Origin of the sequence: Ruegeria arenilitoris (assembly GCF_013030985.1) — a bacterium.
Classification (GTDB): Bacteria; Pseudomonadota; Alphaproteobacteria; order Rhodobacterales; family Rhodobacteraceae; genus Ruegeria; species Ruegeria arenilitoris_B.
Genome location: NZ_WPYP01000007.1, coordinates 134,723 through 152,840, shown reverse-complemented (window position 1 = coordinate 152,840; position 18,118 = coordinate 134,723). Strand labels below are relative to the sequence as shown.

15 protein-coding genes and 1 pseudogene are annotated in these 18,118 nt (G+C 54.6%); 9 read left to right on the top strand and 7 right to left on the bottom strand.

The annotated features are described in order from the left end of the window. Window positions 1-843 precede the first annotated feature (843 nt). The 4 genes from GOX88_RS15055 to GOX88_RS15040 all read right to left on the bottom strand — a co-directional run bounded on the left by GOX88_RS15055 (window position 844) and on the right by GOX88_RS15040 (window position 4,928). The gene (locus GOX88_RS15055) at window positions 844-1,920 is read right to left on the bottom strand and encodes a lyase family protein (protein ID WP_170403450.1); all 1,077 of its coding nucleotides are present in this window, start codon (window positions 1,918-1,920) and stop codon (window positions 844-846) included. After that, window positions 1,913-3,427: a tripartite tricarboxylate transporter permease gene (locus GOX88_RS15050; RefSeq protein WP_170403448.1), complete on the bottom strand. Its 1,515-nt coding sequence runs from the start codon at window positions 3,425-3,427 to the stop codon at window positions 1,913-1,915. Before GOX88_RS15050 ends, GOX88_RS15055 begins: the two co-directional genes overlap by 8 nt. Before the next feature lie 5 nt (window positions 3,428-3,432). Next, entirely contained in the window at window positions 3,433-3,900 is a 468-nt protein-coding gene (locus GOX88_RS15045; RefSeq protein WP_170403446.1) for a tripartite tricarboxylate transporter TctB family protein, read from the bottom strand. Between the two features lie 68 nt (window positions 3,901-3,968). After that, on the bottom strand, window positions 3,969-4,928 hold the full coding sequence (locus GOX88_RS15040) for a tripartite tricarboxylate transporter substrate binding protein (protein WP_170403443.1): 960 nt from the start codon (window positions 4,926-4,928) through the stop codon (window positions 3,969-3,971). A gap of 109 nt (window positions 4,929-5,037) precedes the next feature. Between GOX88_RS15040 and GOX88_RS15035 the strand changes: the two genes are divergently transcribed. Both GOX88_RS15035 and GOX88_RS15030 read left to right on the top strand, forming a co-directional pair. Further along, complete coding sequence (locus GOX88_RS15035; protein ID WP_170431425.1) at window positions 5,038-5,955, top strand: LysR family transcriptional regulator; 918 nt, start codon at window positions 5,038-5,040, stop codon at window positions 5,953-5,955. A 623-nt stretch (window positions 5,956-6,578) separates the two neighbouring features. Next, complete coding sequence (locus GOX88_RS15030) at window positions 6,579-7,406, top strand: SDR family NAD(P)-dependent oxidoreductase (protein WP_170403438.1); 828 nt, start codon at window positions 6,579-6,581, stop codon at window positions 7,404-7,406. Window positions 7,407-7,612: 206 nt separating this feature from the next. Here GOX88_RS15030 and GOX88_RS15025 read toward each other — a convergent pair whose 3' ends face one another. Together GOX88_RS15025 and GOX88_RS15020 are read right to left on the bottom strand one after the other, a co-directional pair. Beyond that, window positions 7,613-7,954 carry a zinc ribbon domain-containing protein YjdM gene (locus tag GOX88_RS15025; RefSeq protein ID WP_170403436.1) on the bottom strand — a complete coding sequence of 114 codons (342 nt, stop codon included), beginning with the start codon at window positions 7,952-7,954 and terminating at the stop codon, window positions 7,613-7,615. A 73-nt stretch (window positions 7,955-8,027) separates the two neighbouring features. Continuing rightward, a pseudogene (locus GOX88_RS15020) lies at window positions 8,028-8,786 on the bottom strand (IS5 family transposase). Window positions 8,787-9,156: 370 nt separating this feature from the next. On the opposite strand from GOX88_RS15020, the gene GOX88_RS15015 reads away from it, so the two are divergent. The 5 genes from GOX88_RS15015 (at window position 9,157) to GOX88_RS14995 (ending at window position 14,813) form a co-directional block, all read left to right on the top strand. Then, complete coding sequence (locus GOX88_RS15015) at window positions 9,157-9,651, top strand: hypothetical protein (RefSeq protein ID WP_170403433.1); 495 nt, start codon at window positions 9,157-9,159, stop codon at window positions 9,649-9,651. 218 nt (window positions 9,652-9,869) lie between these two features. Continuing rightward, window positions 9,870-10,934: a DUF1611 domain-containing protein gene (locus GOX88_RS15010; protein WP_170403430.1), complete on the top strand. Its 1,065-nt coding sequence runs from the start codon at window positions 9,870-9,872 to the stop codon at window positions 10,932-10,934. Continuing rightward, complete coding sequence (locus tag GOX88_RS15005; protein ID WP_170403427.1) at window positions 10,931-12,460, top strand: ABC transporter ATP-binding protein; 1,530 nt, start codon at window positions 10,931-10,933, stop codon at window positions 12,458-12,460. The genes GOX88_RS15010 and GOX88_RS15005 overlap by 4 nt, the downstream gene beginning before the upstream one ends. Window position 12,461: 1 nt before the next feature. Next, window positions 12,462-14,045 (top strand): sensor histidine kinase, encoded by a 1,584-nt coding sequence (locus GOX88_RS15000; RefSeq protein ID WP_170403425.1) that lies wholly within the window; start codon window positions 12,462-12,464, stop codon window positions 14,043-14,045. A 96-nt stretch (window positions 14,046-14,141) separates the two neighbouring features. Beyond that, on the top strand, window positions 14,142-14,813 hold the full coding sequence (locus GOX88_RS14995; RefSeq protein ID WP_170403422.1) for a response regulator transcription factor: 672 nt from the start codon (window positions 14,142-14,144) through the stop codon (window positions 14,811-14,813). 216 nt (window positions 14,814-15,029) lie between these two features. Here the strand turns inward: GOX88_RS14995 and GOX88_RS14990 are convergent, their stop codons facing one another. Further along, window positions 15,030-15,908 (bottom strand): LysR family transcriptional regulator, encoded by an 879-nt coding sequence (locus GOX88_RS14990; protein ID WP_170403419.1) that lies wholly within the window; start codon window positions 15,906-15,908, stop codon window positions 15,030-15,032. A 126-nt stretch (window positions 15,909-16,034) separates the two neighbouring features. Between GOX88_RS14990 and GOX88_RS14985 the strand changes: the two genes are divergently transcribed. Together GOX88_RS14985 and GOX88_RS14980 are read left to right on the top strand one after the other, a co-directional pair. Continuing rightward, window positions 16,035-17,252, top strand: a complete 1,218-nt coding sequence (locus tag GOX88_RS14985) for a pyridoxal phosphate-dependent aminotransferase (protein WP_170403416.1) — start codon at window positions 16,035-16,037, stop codon at window positions 17,250-17,252. Further along, entirely contained in the window at window positions 17,249-17,668 is a 420-nt protein-coding gene (locus GOX88_RS14980) for a RidA family protein (RefSeq protein WP_170403414.1), read from the top strand. Before GOX88_RS14985 ends, GOX88_RS14980 begins: the two co-directional genes overlap by 4 nt. Window positions 17,669-18,118: the final 450 nt, after the last annotated feature.

Below are 18,118 nucleotides of genomic sequence, written 5' to 3'. Positions count from 1 at the left end.
CTGATTTTATCTGAGGCCGTGGTGCGCGTCATATAGGGCGGCGCTCAGAAAGCTAAGCGCTTTGATGACCAATGTCGGCAATGCGGCTGCAGACACTACGACTTTCCGCTTGCCTAAAAGCCTTCTTACCCCTTCGCTTGGCGTCAGAAAGTCTGATTTATGCGCCTCAACGTCATTCACGAGTTTAGTAGCATCTGTCGATTTTGGGGCCGTTTGAGAAGACAGAGGCAGCGTCGATGAATAGCTGCTATTTTGTCTGGGTCAGAAATGCTTGACGTTTGGGTCAGAATTGAATGACGTGATTTGCCGATTTCTTTAGGTTTTGGCTGCAGATTGGGTCAAAGGTTTGTGACGTTCCAGATTTCCTGTAAGATGTCAGACGGATTTGACCTTTGCGTCATAAACTGACCCAACACCCCCTTTTCGTGATCCCAAAGATCGTTTCGTTTGATCTGACTTTGCGTTTGTAATGGGTCATTGTAGCGGCATTTCATGTAGTTTCTTTGCTACATGGCACCCTCCATTGGTTTGTTCGCTTCAGGCCGCATCCGATGTAGCCGAGCGGAAACGCAGCCGGTCTGGATATTGGATTGCGTCTTCAAAAGTAATGGGCAGAAAACTTGTGGTGTGGTTTGCGACAAGCAGTTATGGGTGGCGTGCTCAACCAGAAGGCGGTTCACATACCACCCCTTCAGCAAAGTTTGTACTATGTTGCGGTGTCTCCAATCACCCGGTGGTTGCGAAACCTGCCATTCGAGATACCTTCTGCGACGACCGCAATGCGGTACAGTGTTGTCATTCGCCGCAACAGCGCGAATGACGGCTATCGTTTCTTAACTCTTCTCAGATTAAATTCTGTTCCATCCCGCCTTCGTCGACTCTCAATTCTGACAGCATCCGATTTGCCCATGACAAAGCCCCTGACGACAGCAAGAACACTTCAGGAACGACAAGCCACTCGCCGACCCAGACACCGCCAGAGCGCTCATGTTGGTGCAGGGTCAATTCCCCGATTTGCTCCGACCTTTGGCGCCCCAATCTTGCGACGGCCTCGGCAAATTCACTGGCCCGTTGGTTGCGTTTATGATGCATTGAGGATGAAGCACCTTTACCGTTTTCATGGCATTCGTGCACCTCACCGATATCACTGGATGAAAGCAGGTTGATGTTGTGGGCTATTTTGCAGATCGTCGCACACAGTGCGCCGAGGGCGGTGACAATATCGGCTACGCCGTCACGCGCATTTTGCCAATGAGGTTCTGCAACGCCCAGACCAAGCGCCTCTGCCATTCGCATCTTTATCTCTGCCCCCGTTCCATCGCTATAATTCGACAAATCCCCTAACGGCCCGCCGACCTGAACGAGCACCCCACGCTTTTCCGCTTCGGTGGTAACCTCGCGACGACGTAGAAGCTCCTCGCGCCAGACTTCAAACTTGGTACGGAGCAGCATCGGGATCGCGTGTTGCCCGTTGGTGCGCCCGATCATTCGCGTGTTGGGGTGCGCCTCGATCAGGCCCGTCAGGGAGGAATCGAGATGATCGAGGTCGCTCAACAGGGTCGCCAGACCGAGCTTCATTTGCATCGCAAGCGCTGTGTCCATGATATCTTGTGTCGTACTATTGAAATGGACGAACTTGGCGAGATCCTCGCCGACGTGTTCGCGCAGTTGCCCGACCAATCCCACAATGGGTCGCCCGACAAGCGCCATGTCCTGCCGCAAGCGCTCCTGATCGAGCTTTCCGATGCAAAACCCGTCGAGTGCAACAACAGCTTCATTCGGCACAAGACCCGCATCACTTTGTGCACGCGCCAGCGTTTGTTCGACTTTGATCCATGCAGAGATTGTCGAGGATTCAGACCAGATGTGCCGCATATCTGTGCTGGAAAAGCTGCCTTGCATGATCTGCCATTCAAGCATCGCCCAACCCTCCCTGCGCCAGTTTGCGTTCTTTCACGATGCCGCGAATGCGAAAGGCAATGGCCCCGGCACCAAGGATCAGGAAGGCAAGCGCGATCGGGCGTTCAACAAAGATCAGCGCGCCGCCATCCGACATCAGCAGGGATTGCCGGAACGTCTCTTCCGCACCTTTGGCCAGAACGAAGGAAATTACGAATGCCGCAATGTTGAAGTCATGCTTGCGCATCAGCCATCCGGCAAAACCGGCAAAGGTCATAACCGTCACATCGAACATTGATCCGCGTGCTGAGTATGCCGCAACGAAGGCTGTCATGAAGATCAGCGGATAGAGAACGTTGGTCGGGATTTTCAGGATCAGTCGGGCGACTTGTGTGGCTCCGAAATATCCGATCAGGCCATAGGCGAGGATGCCGAGCATCCCGCAGGCAAAGAGTTTGTAGACAAGTTCCTTGTCGGTCAGAAATAGCGTCGGCCCGACCTGGATGCCATGGATCAGAAACACGCCCAACAGGATCGCGCCGATGGTCGAGCCTGGAATGCCCAAAGTCAGCAGAGGAGCCATGGACGGGCCGGACACCGCGTTGTTGGCCGCTTCTGGCGCAGCCACGCCTTCCAATGCGCCCTTACCCCATTGTTCAGGGTTTTTCGCACGACGCTTGCCTTCCCCATAAGAGATAAAAGCCGCAATCGCTGAACCCAGGCCCGGCAGAACACCAATGCCCGCACCGATAAATCCACCGCGAAAAGCATGGGGCAGACATGGTTTGTATTCCTCCCATGTCAGATCATTGCCATCAGCCGAGCTTTCGTTTTCTTTAGTCTCGCCGGTTGCTTTGCGCCGCTCTTCAAGTTGCGCAAAGACTTCGCCCAAGACAAAGACACCGATCATCAGCGGCACCAAGCCGATGCCATTGGACAAGTCGAACGAGCCGAATGTGTAGCGCTCTTCGCTGGAAATCGGATCGAGTCCCACCATTGCCACCAGAATACCCAGGAGCGCGGAAGCCAGACCTTTAACGATAGACTTTCCGATCACCGAGCCAATCACGACAAAGGCTGCAAAATAGATGGCAAAGGTTTCAGGTGGTCCGAGTTTCAGAGCAATTGCTGCGATGAAACCCACGCCAACAACCAACAAAATGTCGCCCATGAGATCGCGGATCACGGATGAGATCGTGGCAACCTTCATTGCTTTACCCGCCTTACCAGCGCGAGCCAGTGGATAGCCGTCAATCTGCGTCGCGGCGCTCGCGGCTGTGCCAGGCGTATTAAACAAGATTGCTGCGATGGAACCGCCATAGCGTCCGGATTTTCCGATCACATAAAGAAAGGCGAGCGCAAAGAGGGGCGACATATAGAAGGTGATGGGCAGCAGCATCGCGATTGCCGCTGAAGCTGTCAGACCCGGCGTTGCGCCCACGATCATGCCAACAGCGGCAGCAAGAACGATGGCAAAGAGCAGCATCGGATCAGTGATGACCGAAAGAAGGGCGGGAAAAATTTCCATGAGACTTACCTCTGTATCCAGCTGAGTAGGTCGAACACTTCGCCATAGGGCGGGAAGACATCAAGCAGCACAAAAAAGATGAGGTGAAAAAACAGCGGGCAGGTGACTACAGAAACCGCAAGGCCGATCCAGCTCCGCACACCGAACATATATAGCACGATGGGAGCCACGATGGCCGTAGGTAGTAGATACCCGAACCAGCGGAATGACTGTTGGTAGATCAACGCAATGATGAACAGCGCAATGATCTGAACGGTCGCACCATTATCTGTGCTGGCGGTGGCGACATCGCCTGTCTGACGGGATGCACCCATCAGCAAGAGACCAGACAAGCCCAAAAGAGCGACGGATGCGGCTAAGGGAACAATCCCGGCCCAGGTATCTCCGGGCGATGCAGCGGGCACCTGCCACGCGCCCCAAATAGCCACAAGTGAAACGGCCGCCAGCACCAAACCTTCGGCATAAGCGCGCATGTCATCCTCCCTTAACAACGCGTGGGCAAAAAAGGCCGGGGCATCATCGATCCCCCGGTCTTGAAGACTTAATTAGTCAGACTTTCGACCAACGGAGCGGCGTCCTCTTTCATAGCGCTAAGCGTTGCCTTGGCATCCGCGCCATTCTGATAGACAGGACCGGTCCCACGCGAAGCCAGCAGCTCGGCGAACTCGGGCTTGGCCGAAATCTGCGCAAGCGCGGCTTCCATCGCTGCGACCACCTCGGCAGGCGTGCCCTTCGGAGCAAACACGATTACCGGCGAGGAGACAGCAGCAAACGGAATGCCCAATTCTCCAAAGGCAGGCACATCCGTCATGATGCCGTCCCGCTCCTGGCTGTTGACTGCCAGCGCGCGCAGTTGGTCCTCGAAACCGGCAAGCTGCTGCACGCCCAAGAAGCCGAAGTCGGCTTGCTCACCGATGAGAGCAGCACGGGTCGGGCCACCACCTTTGAATGGAACGTCTTGCGCTTCAATGCCGTTATTGGCCAGAAATCCCAGACCGCCCACATGGTGGAAACCTCCTCGGCCTGAATGCGCCCAACGAAGCGAGCCAGGATCAGCTTTGGCCGCGTCGATCACGTCTTGAACGGATTGAAACGGGCTGTTCTTCGGGACCATCAGCGAGGTTTGCAATTGGCCGACCTGTGCGACGAACTCAAAGCTGTCCAGCGCATCAATGTCAGTGTCGCGGGTCATGGTGGACAGCAAGAACGAGCCACCTGAGGTCATCATCATAGTATAGCCGTCGGGCCGGGCGCCGACGACAGAATTGGCACCATTCAAGCCACCCGAGCCAGGTTTGTTCACGACCACTACGGGGACATCCAAAATGCCCTCGGCTGCCGCTGAGATGGCGCGGGCATAGGCGTCGGTGCCGCCACCTGCCTTGTAAGGCACGACCAGATTGATCGGGCGTTTGGGCCAGTCATCCGCAAAGCTGGCTGTCGCTGTTGCCGCAAGGGCGATGCCTGCCAGTGCGGCAGAAATGAGTGTTCTACGTTTCATAGAGTCCTCCCTAATTCCTCTCCTGATCTCACCTAGCAGATGTTGGCGATTGCGAAAAATGCAAATATGTTTAGTTTAATTGCAAAAGATGTAAGTGATGGTGACGAACATGAACATCAAAGCGCTTCGTGCATTCAGAGCAACGCTGTCTGAAGGATCACTCGCAGCAGCAGCAAATATACTGCACCTTTCGCAACCAGCGGTGAGCCGATTGATTTCTGGACTCGAGGGGGAGTTGCGGCTTAATCTTTTTGATCGAAGCGGCCGGAACCTCACTCCAACACCCGAGGGGCTTGCATTTTATCGCGAAGCTGGTCGCATCCTCGACAACCTGGATGAAATCCCCGGCATCGCCGCCGAGATTCGTGCAGGCCGCACCCAGAACCTTCGCATCGTCGCCATGCCGCGCATAGCTCGCGCGTTGGCTTCCCCTGCTGTCGGTCAATTTGTAAGGGCGAACCCTGACACAAATGTCAGCCTAGATGTACGCGCCCGCAGAGAGGCTGGGAAGTGGCTGGCGGGTCGGGAATATGACGTGGGCATTGGCGCGCTTCCCGTCGAACACCCCGACATCCAAACCGAGCTGCTATTGCGCGTAAGAGCGCAAGCCGTCGTTCCAATTAATCATCCGCTTGCCGATCTGATGGAAGTTTCCATTGACGATCTGGCTGACGTTCCTGTTGTCCGCCTCATGCACGGACTGCTATTGCGCGATCAATTGGATGATATGTTTCGATCCGCAGGGGTTATCCCAAAACAGACTTGCGAAGTCGCATCTTCTTCGCTGGCATGTGCTCTCGTAGCAGATGGCGGTGGTGTCACAATCGCAGATGAACTCGTGGCCGCCGATGTAGATCAGACCCGTGTTCGGACAGTTCCAATTTCGCCTGAACGCTGGATGTCGTTTGGGCTTCTCTTTCCACTGCATTCAGAACCAAACGAAGCGCGCGACCAGTTCGTTGAAGTATTAAAATCGCATGTCGCAACACTCGCGGCATCGAGCCAGTCGATAGAGGTAGTTAGTTAGCAACTAAACTAGTACCACTGAGCATTCATTTGGAAACTCGACATTCAGAGAGCCTAGCATCCAGAAAGCTGTCCCTGGTGGATAATGCAGCATCGGTATCTTTGGGCTCGTTCGACACCTTCGCCGCAGCTTCAACGAAGGGCAGCCTTTCGCTCTGGGTCAGAAATGCTTGACGTTTGGGTCAGAATTGAATGACGCGATTTACTCATTTCCTGAGGTTTTAGTGGCCGACTGAGTCAAAAATCAGTGACGTTCCACATTTCCTGTTGAACGTCACACGAACCTGACCCAACCGGCACAGTTGGACCAGAAAAGCGGTGAACGTTCGACAGCGGAAGGCGCCGCAAGCCGAACAGTCCTTTTGCAATGAAATTGGCATTGAGCCGCAGGTCAGCGCGACGACGTGCTACAGGAAGGTCGGTAACAGAGCCCTGAGCCGCCATTTAGTGTGCTTCAGCACTTCGTTTGTGCGGCAAGTTGCAAACCGCATAAATCGGACGTTGGATTTCCCAGGTTAGGAAAGCGGGAGAGCGCAACTAAGCTACCGTTCGCTAACTGGTTGCGTCTTCGAGCCCTTCATGAGCCTATGTCTTAGGATAATCAGCTTTCGTGAGTTAGGTTTTATGAGCGTCCTTTCTGGAAAAACCGCAATCGTTACAGGAGCATCCGCTCCCAATGGCATTGGCCGTGCGATTGCGCTTAGGCTTGCTCAGGACGGATCAAATTTGGTCGTCGCAGATATCGACGGAGTGTTGTCCATAAATGGTGAAGCCCAATCCAGAATGGACCTGCTAGAGAATTTAGCTTCCGAATTAACTTCAAGTCAGCGCAAAGCAATTGCGGTCAAGCTGGATGTGACAAGGCAATCCGATGTTAACGATTGCATCGCGGCTACTCTTGCTGCGTTTGATACGGTGGATGTTCTTGTGAACAACGCGGGGTCGCTTGCAGGATCGGATAACTTCCTTTCGACCACGCCTAGTCAGTGGGAAACCAGCTTTCAGGTCAATATCTTAGGCCCGATGATGATGGCTCAGGCTGTCATACCGATTATGCAAAAGTCCGGTGGCGGCAGGATTATCAACATCGGCTCTACCGGAAGTCTAGGCGCAGAGCCTGGTTTTGGCGCATACACAGCAATGAAACATGGTCTGGTTGGCTTCACGAAGACCATAGCTGCGGAATTTGGTGTGGACGGAATACTCTGCAACACGGTCTGCCCAGGCTATATCTCAACTGACATGCACATGGCGGCAAACAACAGATTGGCATCAGAGCACGGGATGACGATCGAGGAAGTGAAATCCAAAAGGTATGAGAATGTGGCGCTACGCGACGCCGGTTTACCGATGGATGTTGCCAACGCTGTAGCTTATCTCGCCGGACCACAAGCCAACTATGTGACCGGCATCAATCTACCCGTAACGGGAGGCGTCCCAGCGGGGATTTAGACAAACGACGTGTGTAGGTATGGGTTCGCAGCGGCCCCTCTCTGCGGCAAGTTCAGACAGGTCATAAGAACCCTGAGCTGTCGTTAGTCGATAGTCAGAATGCTGCAATTGCGAAAGGCAGCTTGCGAACCTTCGCGGCCTAGGTGCTGGCGATTCAATCGCCCGGACACTAGAACTTCACAGCTACGAGGTTCACAGTTCAAACTTTACCCGAACACCTTTTTCACAAATTGAGATTTCAGGCCAATTGGACCTATCCCAGGCACCTTGCAATCGATGTCGTGGTCACCGTCGACCAACCGGATTCCTCGGACCTTGGTTCCGACCTTAATGACGGAGGACGTTCCCTTGAGCTTCAGGTCTTTGACAACAGTTACAGTGTCTCCGTCACTCAATACGTTGCCCACGCTATCAAGCACCTCCGCAGCGTGGTCAGATGACGAACCGGCGGCCCATTCATACGCACACTCTGGGCAGATAAGCAGGGCATCCATTTGGTAAGTGTAGGCAGAGGAACATTCGGGGCACGAAGGCAGAGTTTCAGTCATAACAAAGGCAATAACCTGTGAGCAGTGTGGACGCCAGAAGGAGATAGTCCTTCCGGTCTGGACTCATTGAATTTCAAAGCCAGTAGATGAGGATGGCCGCGAGAGCGATGGCTGAAAGGAAGACCTTTGGGCGCCTGTCGTAACGGGTCGCAACACGCCTCCAGTCCTTGAGCCTGCCGAGCATGATTTCGATCCGGTTGCGGCGTTTGTAGCGTTGCTTATCGTACTTGACGGGCTTCTTGCGTTGTTTTCGCCCCGGAATGCATGCGCGTATCCTTTTGTCTTGTAACGTTTCTCTGAGCCAATTGGCGTCATAGCCGCGATCCCCGAGCAGCCAATCAACGTTCGGCAGTCTGCTAAGCAAGGCTCTTGCCCCGATGTAATCGCTCACCTGTCCAGCGGTCACGAACAGATCAAGCGGGCGTCCCTGGCTTTCGCAGATGGCATGCAGCTTGGTATTCATACCGCCCTTGGTGCGGCCGATCAGGCGACTACGCCCCCCTTTTTCACGCCCATGCTGGTCGCTGTTCGGTGGGCCTTGAGATAAGTCGCATCGATCATGACGGTCTTCCGTTCGCCATGCTCGGCGGCCAGACCGGCCATCATCCGGGCGAAGACACCCTTGTCGCTCCACCGCTTCCAGCGATTGTATAGCGTTCTGTGCGGGCCATCGGCTGCGGGCGCATCGCGTCATCGTAAGCCATTGCGATTTATGAAGATAATACCGCTCAACACACGCCGATCATCAACACGTGGCTTGCCATGGTGCTTCGGGAAAAAAATCCTCGAGACGCGCCATCTGCGCATCCGTCAGCCAGAAAAGTTCAGACATGTTTACCACTCGATTTTCGAACCGTGGATCACCTCGCCCGACAGAAATCAATGGGTCCTGAGCCTAGGTTTAGAGGCCAGGAAGGTTATTTCGCAAGGACCAAAGGCGGCAATTGCGCAGCAACTGCCCTCCGAGTTTTGCTAGTAGGAAACTGAAAAAACTGCATTTTCTGTTTCTGCGGCTCTGATCTCTTGATTTGACACCGAGAGGTTTCCAATCAACAAAACCAAGCCTTCTTTTCGCATGGAAATCACCGTTCATCCAACGTTCATATTGCCTATATGCCCTATTCATCTCTGCGAGCCATATTGTCCTACTGGAATTAAGTACCGTTGGTTCACATAAACAACCGACGAGCAGGGGATCGTCTGTGACAAAGACTGGAAGTAAGTCAGCACAACGCAAGTCGGGGATTTTTCGCTACACGATCTGCGTCGTTTTAATGGCTTTCACTTTTTTGATTGGTGACAGCCAGTTCAACAAAGCAGCGGCGCAAACTGCCAGTTTTCGGTCTGTTGATACGAATTCTGACGGTGTCCTGAGCTTGAATGAGCTGACCGCCGCATTTGGAGAAGTTGGTGCGCGCAGACTTCTTGAGGACATTGACCGCAACCGAGACAATCGCATCACGATCATTGAGTTACGCAGGGGCACAAAAAACAAGATAGGTAGCACTGGTGACCGCAGCGGTCGTGGAGATCGAAACGAAGGTCAAGATGATCGCGGAGCCAACAACGGAGGGTCTAGAGAACGGGATAGAGACGATGACCGTGGCGACGATCGCAACGATGATGGCGGGGATGATGGCGGGGATGATGGCGGGGATGACGGTGGAGGTGGTGACGATGGCGGTGATGATGACTGATCGAAGACCGTTCGTTTGCACTCTCTAAGTGGCTGCCCACAAGAGCACACTGGAGATCAAACTAGCAAAAAGTGCTTTGAGGCAGAAACGCGGATCCCGGAAAAAGTGTTCATTTGTTGTTCATTTGAACGCATGCCAGCCCTTCATTCCACATTGCAATTGTTCTCACATCACTCTGGCAAAACGATTTCACTGAACAGCCAGTCACGGAGCAAAGCATGACACAGTTTCCACACGTCTCGCCTGTTGCCTGCGAAGTCGCAAAATGGGCATTTACAACGCGCAGAGTTGATCGGTCCGATGTACATGGGCTTTCCACGCAGTTGAATACTGCAAAAGCAGGGGATCTTATCCTCTGTGAGATCGCCGAGATCGGTCATCACAAGAAAATCCAATTGGCGGAACGTCGCGCCTCAGTCAGCTACCCGGGCGATTACGTTGTTCTGGCTCTGGGCGACCGGTACGCACCAGACCAGTTTCTTGCCAGCGCGGTGATTGATGATGATCTTATCGATCTTGTCGCTGGTGGCGGCGTCGCAGGTCGCGTGGACGCTGCCCATGTCAGCATGGACGAACCAACACGATTGAAGCCCATCGGCCTTTTGACCGATGCAAAGGGTCACGTGATCAACGTGGCAGACTATGCGCTGCCGTCGCTTCCAGCCAATGACAAAGTAACCGTTATTGGCGTGTTTGGAGCGTCGATGAACTCAGGAAAAACTACAGCCGCATCAAGCCTTGGCCATGGGCTTATGCGTTCTGGAGTTGCCGTCGCCGGTGTCAAAGCCACCGGAACCGGAGCCTTTGGTGACTTCAACAGTTTCGAAGATGGCGGTGCGCCGGCCCTCGATTTCACGGATGTTGGTATGGCCACCACTTATCGGATGCCACTTGCAGCGATCGAATCCGGATTTGATACACTGGTCGCAACTGCAGCGTCTCGCGGTGCCGAAGTTGTAGTTGTTGAGATTGCCGATGGTGTGTTTCAACAGGAAACGCGGGCTATCTTACAATCCTCGCGCATTCGGGATCGATTGGACGGCATTTTATTCGCTGCGCCGGACGCGCTGAGTGCATTGGGCGGTGTAACCGTTCTGAACAAAGTGGGTCTCAGCCCATTTGCGGTATCCGGGAAGGTCAGTTGTTCCCCATTGGCCGCTGCCGAAGCAGCAGAGGTAACCGGCCGCCCGATTTTATCGCGCGAAGATCTTTGGTCGCCAGCGATAATCGCCCAACATGTTGCGCCGTTGATGCGGCGCGAACCAGAAGATGTGGCCGCATGACCCCCCTCCCTAGATTGGCCACACGGGACCGCATCATTGATGCGGTCCTCGTGGTGTCCTGTGGCATCGTGAAGGCTATTGCGCTGGCTTTCGCAGCGTTTGCCACACGGGATGCTTTTGCGACGCTTCACGCAGGAGATGCACTCGCAACGAATACTGTCTTGCAACTGGCGATCTCCGGTACCGTTGCAGCGGCAAGTATGCTGTTATCACGATATCGCGCAGAAGCGCTTGGCCAAAGTTACGCAATTTCATTGCGCCGGACGCTGTATCGGAAGATCGCGCAACTTCCAAAGTCCCGACACGAAAAACGCCGCGTTGGCGCATTGTCCCTTAGGTTTGTTGGTGACTTGTCTGCAGCGCGACTTTGGTTTGGTCGCGGATTACCGGATGCTTGGTCTGCAATGATTGTGATACCTGGCGCGGCTTCCATTCTGTATTTCCTTAACCCTATGCTTGCGATCTATGGTGTCGCCTCTCTGAGTGTTGCACTGGTCGCTATGGGATTGCTGGCCTGGCATCTTGCCCGGCGCCATCAAAAACTTCGTCGAAATCGCGCCAACATTGCCATTTCCATGATTGAACGCATTTCTATCGCGCCCGAGCTGGACCTGATGGGTCGGACCGACCGTGAATTGCGTAAGCTTGATAGACAGGGCGCATCACTACGCAGTGATGCGCTGGCGCGTCGCGGTAGAACAACCAGCCTTCAGGCAGTCTTGCAACTGGGTGTCGCGTTAACCGGTCTGCTGATGCTCTGGCAGGCCAGTCGGCACGCCATTGCACCGTCGACAGTTGCAGCTTGCCTGTCGGTATTGGCGTTGATTGCCCTGCCGTTGCAAAATCTGGCCGGGGCGTGGGACAAATATTGCGCGTGGAGGGTCGCCCGTGAAAAAGCCGAAAGGCTGCTTTCAGAACCAGTGGTGACCAGATCTGCAACAAATCAAAACGGTCCGGTTGCCATCAAGGTGACTGGAGAATTCGACCGGGTGCCTATCTCATTTGTGGCCCCGCCCGGATCAGTTTCCAAACTAACAGACAAACATGCAAACAGCCTCGCGCGTATCATCGCCGGGCTCGACGCAAACGATGGCGTTGATGTCTGTTATGGTGGGCAAGCTGTTACTCCGAAAATCGCCTTTATCGGAGACAACCATGTTGGACTTCAGGGAAGTTTGCGCCGATCTGCAACGCTGAGCTGTCGGAGGCGACCGAGCGACCGAAAGATAACAACGGTCATGCGGATTTTTGGGCTGTCCGATCTCCTCGCGGCGCCCCGCGGCCTTGATCAATGTTTGGCGGAGAACGGTAAAGGTTTGTTGCCACTTCAGACCCTGCAATTGGATTTCGTGCGCGCTGTTCTTGGCAAAGCTGACATCGTCGTCATCGCGTCTATCAGGTGGACGTCTTGCCTGCATCACAGGGTCGAGTTGCTTGAGTCTCTGCAAGAGTTTTCGTCAGCCACCATTGTATTGGCCGAAGACGCCATCCCGCTTAGTTTGAAGCAGAAGTCAAAGGTCTGTTGATATGCGTTCGTCTACTCTGTTTGGAATCTATGCCGTTGTTCTGGTCGGCTTTTTGGGTGGGCTTGCGGGCCTTACCCTGTACAGCCTTGAAAAAACCCGATGGTGGGATGCCCGGATTTCACTGGCTCAAGAGTCATACGGCCTGCATCTGAGGCTTGAGGCGGATCTGTACCGCCTGTTCAAGCAACACGGTGACGCTCTTCTAATTGGCGATCGGGATGATGGGGTAAGCGAAGTAGAGCTGCAGGAGAAAATCGCCCGGACTTTGGATGCCATCCGAAAAACCATTGCCCGGGAAATCCAGATGGTGGGCGAAGAGGAGTTCGAGGAACTGGAGCTTCTTGATGAGATCGAAGACGATATAGAAGCCGTCAACGCAGCTATCGCAAACCTTTCAGAGGTAGGTAGCCCGATTGAGACATTTGTGCGGATCGAGCGCCTGGCCGCTTTGCTGGACGGGGATATTGACGATGAACTTGATCAAAAAATTCAGGCTGCGCTAGATGAAGAAGTGGAGGAGGTTGAAGAAGTTTTGGCCGAAGCAGCAACCTTTCGAAAATGGAATGAGCGATTGGTTTACGTGATCGTTCTTGCCGCCATAGGCGTGTTACTGGTGGCCGTTGTGTCGTTCAACCGCCAAATCAGAAAACCACTTACGTTGCTTGCTGACGGCGTTGGGCGCCTGCGCAGGGCCGACTATTCGAAGCCCGTAGATCTTGGTGGTAGCCGTGAATTCAGAGAATTAGGCACTGTTCTGAATAGCATGGCGGAAGGTTTGGCCGCCCGCGAAGCAAGTCGCGCCGAGCAAAAAAGGCAACTTGAAGATACGGTTGCAGCTAGAACATTCGAGCTTCAACAACTAATCGACAAGCTTGAGATGGGCGAAGAGAACCGCAAACGATTGATGGCCGATATTAGTCATGAGTTGCGGACACCACTGGCAATTATCCTTGGAGAGGCCGACGTTACTTTAAGGACATCAGACACGCTGTCAGAGGATACTTCCGACTCGCTCGCCCGTATTCGCGATTCCGCAAAGCACACCAATCAAATCGTTGATGACATGCTAACGGTCGCTCGGTTCGAGGCGGGTCAACTTAGGCTGGATCGCAAGGAAACGGACCTACGAAAGGTGGTGCGGGATGCCGTGGCGATGTTTCCTGATCCGGTTCAGGTCGAAAGCCCGGAAGGTATGGTGATGGCTTCGGTCGATGAGGTTCGGCTTCGCCAGTCAGTACTCGCGTTGCTGCAAAATGCACGACGATACGGAGGCCCAACAATCAGCGCAACATTGGAAGAAGGGCTCGCGTCTTGCTCGATTACAATCGAAGACGACGGTCCCGGACTTAGTGCAGCGGAAAAGTCCCAGGCATTCGATCGGTTCTTTCGGGGCTCAAACGCCTCGGGGCAGGGTATCGAGGGAAGCGGTCTCGGGCTTCCGGTCGTTAAGTCGATTGTCGAAGCCCATGGAGGGACTGTTGACCTTCAAGATCGCGTGGAGGGCGGGCTGCAAATCATCATAACGTTGCCAAAAGCACCCCGAATGAAAATTGTACAATCCGATGTTCAACGAGAAACGGGCTAATGCCTGTCTGCTTCAGAAACAAATTGCAATGCCGGTAATACCTTACGCAGCTTTGCAAATACATGGTTTCAGACAGAAAGAAAACTGAGGCACACTATGAATATTCTACTTGTCGAGGACGAAACCCGCGTAGCTGACTTCATACGCCGCGGATTGTCTGCTGAAGGTTGGTCCGTAGATCATGCACCAAGCGGGGAAGATGCCTTGGAGCACGTAGCCTCCGGCAATTATGATATTATCTTGTTGGATCTGATGTTACCGGGAATTCAGGGACAAGATGTTTGTCGCAAGCTACGTGCCCGAAAGTCAAAAATCCCTATCCTGATGTTGACCGCCTTGGATAGTTCTGAGGAACGGGTAGAAGGGTTGAAGATTGGTGCAGACGACTATCTTCCTAAACCCTTTGATTTCGACGAACTCATCGCTCGGATAGAAGCGTTGCACCGCCGCGCCAACAGCTATGCAAATGACCTCAGCAACACTGTGATTACATGCGGAGCACTTACATTTGACAGGCAATCCCTTCAGGTTGCTGTTGATGGTCAAGAAATCCAGCTGTCAAAAAAAGAGCGCGATCTTCTCCTTTTGTTTTTAACCAATGTTGGGCGCGTATTATCCAGAGAGCGGATTTTGAATTCGGTTTGGGGTATGAATGAAGATCCATTGACCAATGTTGTCGATGTATATGTCGGGCGCCTCAGACGTAAAATTGGTGCAGAAGGTCAGCGGATCGTGACACTCAGAAATGTTGGGTATCGTATGAGCTGAATACTTCGTTTGTGGATCCGTCGGAGAGGTACCAAGCCCTACAAATGGCAGCAACGCGTAGTAAGCAAACTTTGCAAAGTTCGGTGTGCGGCTCCCACCTGATCAGCCCCACTTGAGTGTTCCGATTGGATTGTTAGTGCATGACCGGTCTTTGGCCCATCGGGATGACGGTTTCCGGGGCGCTCTCTGCCAAGACACCACGAGCGTTTTCTAGGTTTACCCTGAATCGCCATCTCTTGAAGCGGAGCAGATGCTGACGAAAGCGTTGATCGCCGCACTTCGGGTGCTGGAGGATGACCAAAGAACCCCGGTCTCGCGAATTTCGCAATCGGCCAGCTTGTGCCTTTGAAGCGTTAACCCTTCAGGCCATGGCGGTGCCCAATCCGGTACGATCGCCACGCCGAGCCCCTTGTTGACCATCGAGGCGATGGCATCCAGCGCGTCGAGTTCGAGCCATTTTTGTACCTCCAAATGGTGCCGCTGGAGATAGCGCTCGACGATCTGGCCGCCCCATTGATTGCGGTCATAGCGGATAAACGGATGTGACATGATGGCGGCGTTCGGATCGGTGATGTCGATTCCATGCGCCGCAATCAGCAGCATGAACTCCTCCCTGATTGTCAGCCAGTTCAGAGATTTTGGAATCGCGAAATGCGGGCGCACAATGACAGCGGCATCCAAATCGCCGTCAAGCACGCCCTGGTATAGGGCTGCGGATGACCCCGGTTGCAGGAAGAGCTCGATGTTCGGATAGGAGGCGCCCAGACGGGCGACGGCATCAGGCAGTATCCCTGACAAAACGGTGGCCGTTGCCCCGATCCGCAAACGTCCTGCCGGTTCTCCGTCGGCTGCGATTGAGCGCAGATCTTCAATGCTTCCGAGCACCAAAGGCGCGTGGCGCAAAACGGCCAGTCCAGAAGCGGTCGGGCGCACGGTCCGGCCAGCGCGCCGTATCAGCTTGTGGCCCAGTTCCGTTTCCAGCGCGCGGAGCCTTTGGGACATCGCGGCGGGGGTTAGATTGAAGCGGCGGGCGGCCTCGGCAATCGACCCGCATTCGGCAATTGCAACGAAGGACTCCAGGAAACGCGTATCCATAAGATAGATTTTCTATCTTTTGAAGATACATGTAGCAAACTTTTTCTGAGCTTATTCGAAGCGTAGATATGGGCCCGATACGCGAGGCGGATGGGCTTCGTGCCAATCCGCTTTCAGGAGTATGCGATGTCTATCGAAGGCAAGTTCCACAAGCTGGGGACCGATAACGCACCGGGGCAGGAGGTTCGCCAAACCGCTGCCGGAATTGAAGAAGTGATGCTCGGGGACGTCCTTGAAGGGCGGCCGATCGATTTTTCACATGGTGATGTGGACGCGCACGAGCCGACTCCCGGCGCTTTCGAGCTGTTTGAGGCGGGTTACAAAGCCGGCGGCGCTCAGGCCTATACCGAATATCGTGGCGACATTGGCATTCGGGAATTGCTCGCGCCGCGTCTGGCAGATTTCACCGGAGCACCGGTCAATGCAGCGGATGGGCTGATCATCACACCCGGTACCCAAGGCGCACTGTTCCTCGCGATTGCGTCGACAGTGACACGTGGTGAAAAGGTTGCGATCGTTCAGCCGGATTACTTCGCAAACCGGAAACTGGTGGAGTTCTTTGAAGGCGAGATTGTTCCTGTGCAGATAAACTACACCGAGGCTTCCGGCGACGAGGCCGGGCTGGATCTTGGAGAGCTTGAGGACGCGTTCAAGGCTGGCGTGAAACTCTTCCTCTTCTCCAACCCCAACAACCCTGCTGGTGTAATCTACTCCGCCGAGGAAATCCGACAGATTGCCGATCTGGCCGATCGCTTCGGTGGGTTTGTGATCGTGGATCAGCTATACTCCCGTCTACGGTACAGTGGTGTGGAATACACCCATTTGCGCGCGTCCTGCCCGAACCCTGAAAACGTGCTGACGATCATGGGACCGTCCAAGACCGAATCCTTGTCGGGGTTCCGTTTGGGGGTTGCGTTCGGCTCGACAAAAATAATTGCGAGAATGGAGAAACTTCAGGCCATCGTTAGCCTGCGGGCCGCTGGGTATTCCCAATCCGTATTGCGCGGCTGGTTTGACGAGCCGGAGGGGTGGATGGACGAACGCATCCGCCGCCATCAGGCAATCCGCGACGACCTTCTCGAAATCCTGCGCGGCGTTGACGGTGTCTTCGCGCGGACGCCACGGGCCGGAAGCTACCTGTTCCCCCGCTTGCCGAGGCTTTCGGTCGATAGCGCGGATTTTGTCAAGATTCTGCGCCTTCAGGCCGGTGTTACAGTAACGCCGGGAACCGAGTTCAGCCCGCACACTGCGGACAGCGTACGGTTCAACTTCTCGCAGGATCACGAGGCTTCGGTGGAAGCGCTTGAGCGTATGGCGACCTTGATCGAAAGATACCGCGCATGACACAGGCTCTCCCCATACCTCAGGGGCACTATATTCCGGCAAAGCGTCATGGGGCGACAATCTACAGCTCCGGCATGACACCACGGGTGAATGGCAAGCTGATGGCCACCGGCCCTGTGCGCGCGGATGCGGTGCTTGAGGACTACCGAGAGGCGGTCGTTCTGGCGTGCGAGAATGCGCTGGCTGCGGTGAGAAGCCAGTTGAGAGAGGGAGAGAAACTCGGTTGCATCGTGAGCCTGACGGTGTTCATCGCCGCAGAAACCGGCTTCACCGCGCACGCCAAACTGGCCGATTTTGCGTCATTGCACTTGCAAGAGGTGCTTGGCGCTGATGGGGTCGGGGCGCGTGCCGCGATTGGAGTCGCCACGCTTCCGGGAAATGCGCCTGTCGAGGTCCAATTGGTCGCTGCGATCTGACGCTCACGGTCTGTCATGTCCGTGCCGAATGTACCCCGTGCGCCTGTTCGGGGATGCAGCGATGCCGCGGGAAACACTGGGGCGATGGTGAAAATCCTCGACCTTTCCGTGTTTTATGGGCGGTTGGATGAAGTTACTGGCCTTCGTTCTGATCGGCACCTGCACTACCCGTGCTGCGAGTTACGGTTTCACCTAACTCGCCTCATTCGCTGAGTTTTCCGTGCGCGTTCCAGACGACCGGGCGCGAGCAACAGCTGGCCTGTTTGTCTACACCTTTTTCGGCATCTTGCTCCCCGTAATCGCCAGTGAGGCACTTGCAGATATGCACGGTCTTCTCTCTGCGTTGGCAGTGTTCGCCATCGGTCGGGGTAAACCCAAATCGAAGATGGAATGTCGGCACGTCCAAGGCGGCAAAAAAGGGCGCGTAGTTGCGGGTTTTTCAGGCATTAA

What these genes read in the sequence shown, in the direction of transcription:
- GOX88_RS15055 (WP_170403450.1), bottom strand. Translation starts at nt 1,920, where the DNA reads ATGCTTGAATGGCAGATCATGCAAGGCAGCTTTTCCAGCACAGATATG.
- GOX88_RS15050 (WP_170403448.1), bottom strand. Translation starts at nt 3,427, where the DNA reads ATGGAAATTTTTCCCGCCCTTCTTTCGGTCATCACTGATCCGATGCTG.
- GOX88_RS15045 (WP_170403446.1), bottom strand. Translation starts at nt 3,900, where the DNA reads ATGCGCGCTTATGCCGAAGGTTTGGTGCTGGCGGCCGTTTCACTTGTG.
- GOX88_RS15040 (WP_170403443.1), bottom strand. Translation starts at nt 4,928, where the DNA reads ATGAAACGTAGAACACTCATTTCTGCCGCACTGGCAGGCATCGCCCTT.
- GOX88_RS15035 (WP_170431425.1), top strand. Translation starts at nt 5,038, where the DNA reads ATGAACATCAAAGCGCTTCGTGCATTCAGAGCAACGCTGTCTGAAGGA.
- GOX88_RS15030 (WP_170403438.1), top strand. Translation starts at nt 6,579, where the DNA reads ATGAGCGTCCTTTCTGGAAAAACCGCAATCGTTACAGGAGCATCCGCT.
- GOX88_RS15025 (WP_170403436.1), bottom strand. Translation starts at nt 7,954, where the DNA reads ATGACTGAAACTCTGCCTTCGTGCCCCGAATGTTCCTCTGCCTACACT.
- GOX88_RS15010 (WP_170403430.1), top strand. Translation starts at nt 9,870, where the DNA reads ATGACACAGTTTCCACACGTCTCGCCTGTTGCCTGCGAAGTCGCAAAA.
- GOX88_RS15005 (WP_170403427.1), top strand. Translation starts at nt 10,931, where the DNA reads ATGACCCCCCTCCCTAGATTGGCCACACGGGACCGCATCATTGATGCG.
- GOX88_RS15000 (WP_170403425.1), top strand. Translation starts at nt 12,462, where the DNA reads ATGCGTTCGTCTACTCTGTTTGGAATCTATGCCGTTGTTCTGGTCGGC.
- GOX88_RS14995 (WP_170403422.1), top strand. Translation starts at nt 14,142, where the DNA reads ATGAATATTCTACTTGTCGAGGACGAAACCCGCGTAGCTGACTTCATA.
- GOX88_RS14990 (WP_170403419.1), bottom strand. Translation starts at nt 15,908, where the DNA reads ATGGATACGCGTTTCCTGGAGTCCTTCGTTGCAATTGCCGAATGCGGG.
- GOX88_RS14985 (WP_170403416.1), top strand. Translation starts at nt 16,035, where the DNA reads ATGTCTATCGAAGGCAAGTTCCACAAGCTGGGGACCGATAACGCACCG.
- GOX88_RS14980 (WP_170403414.1), top strand. Translation starts at nt 17,249, where the DNA reads ATGACACAGGCTCTCCCCATACCTCAGGGGCACTATATTCCGGCAAAG.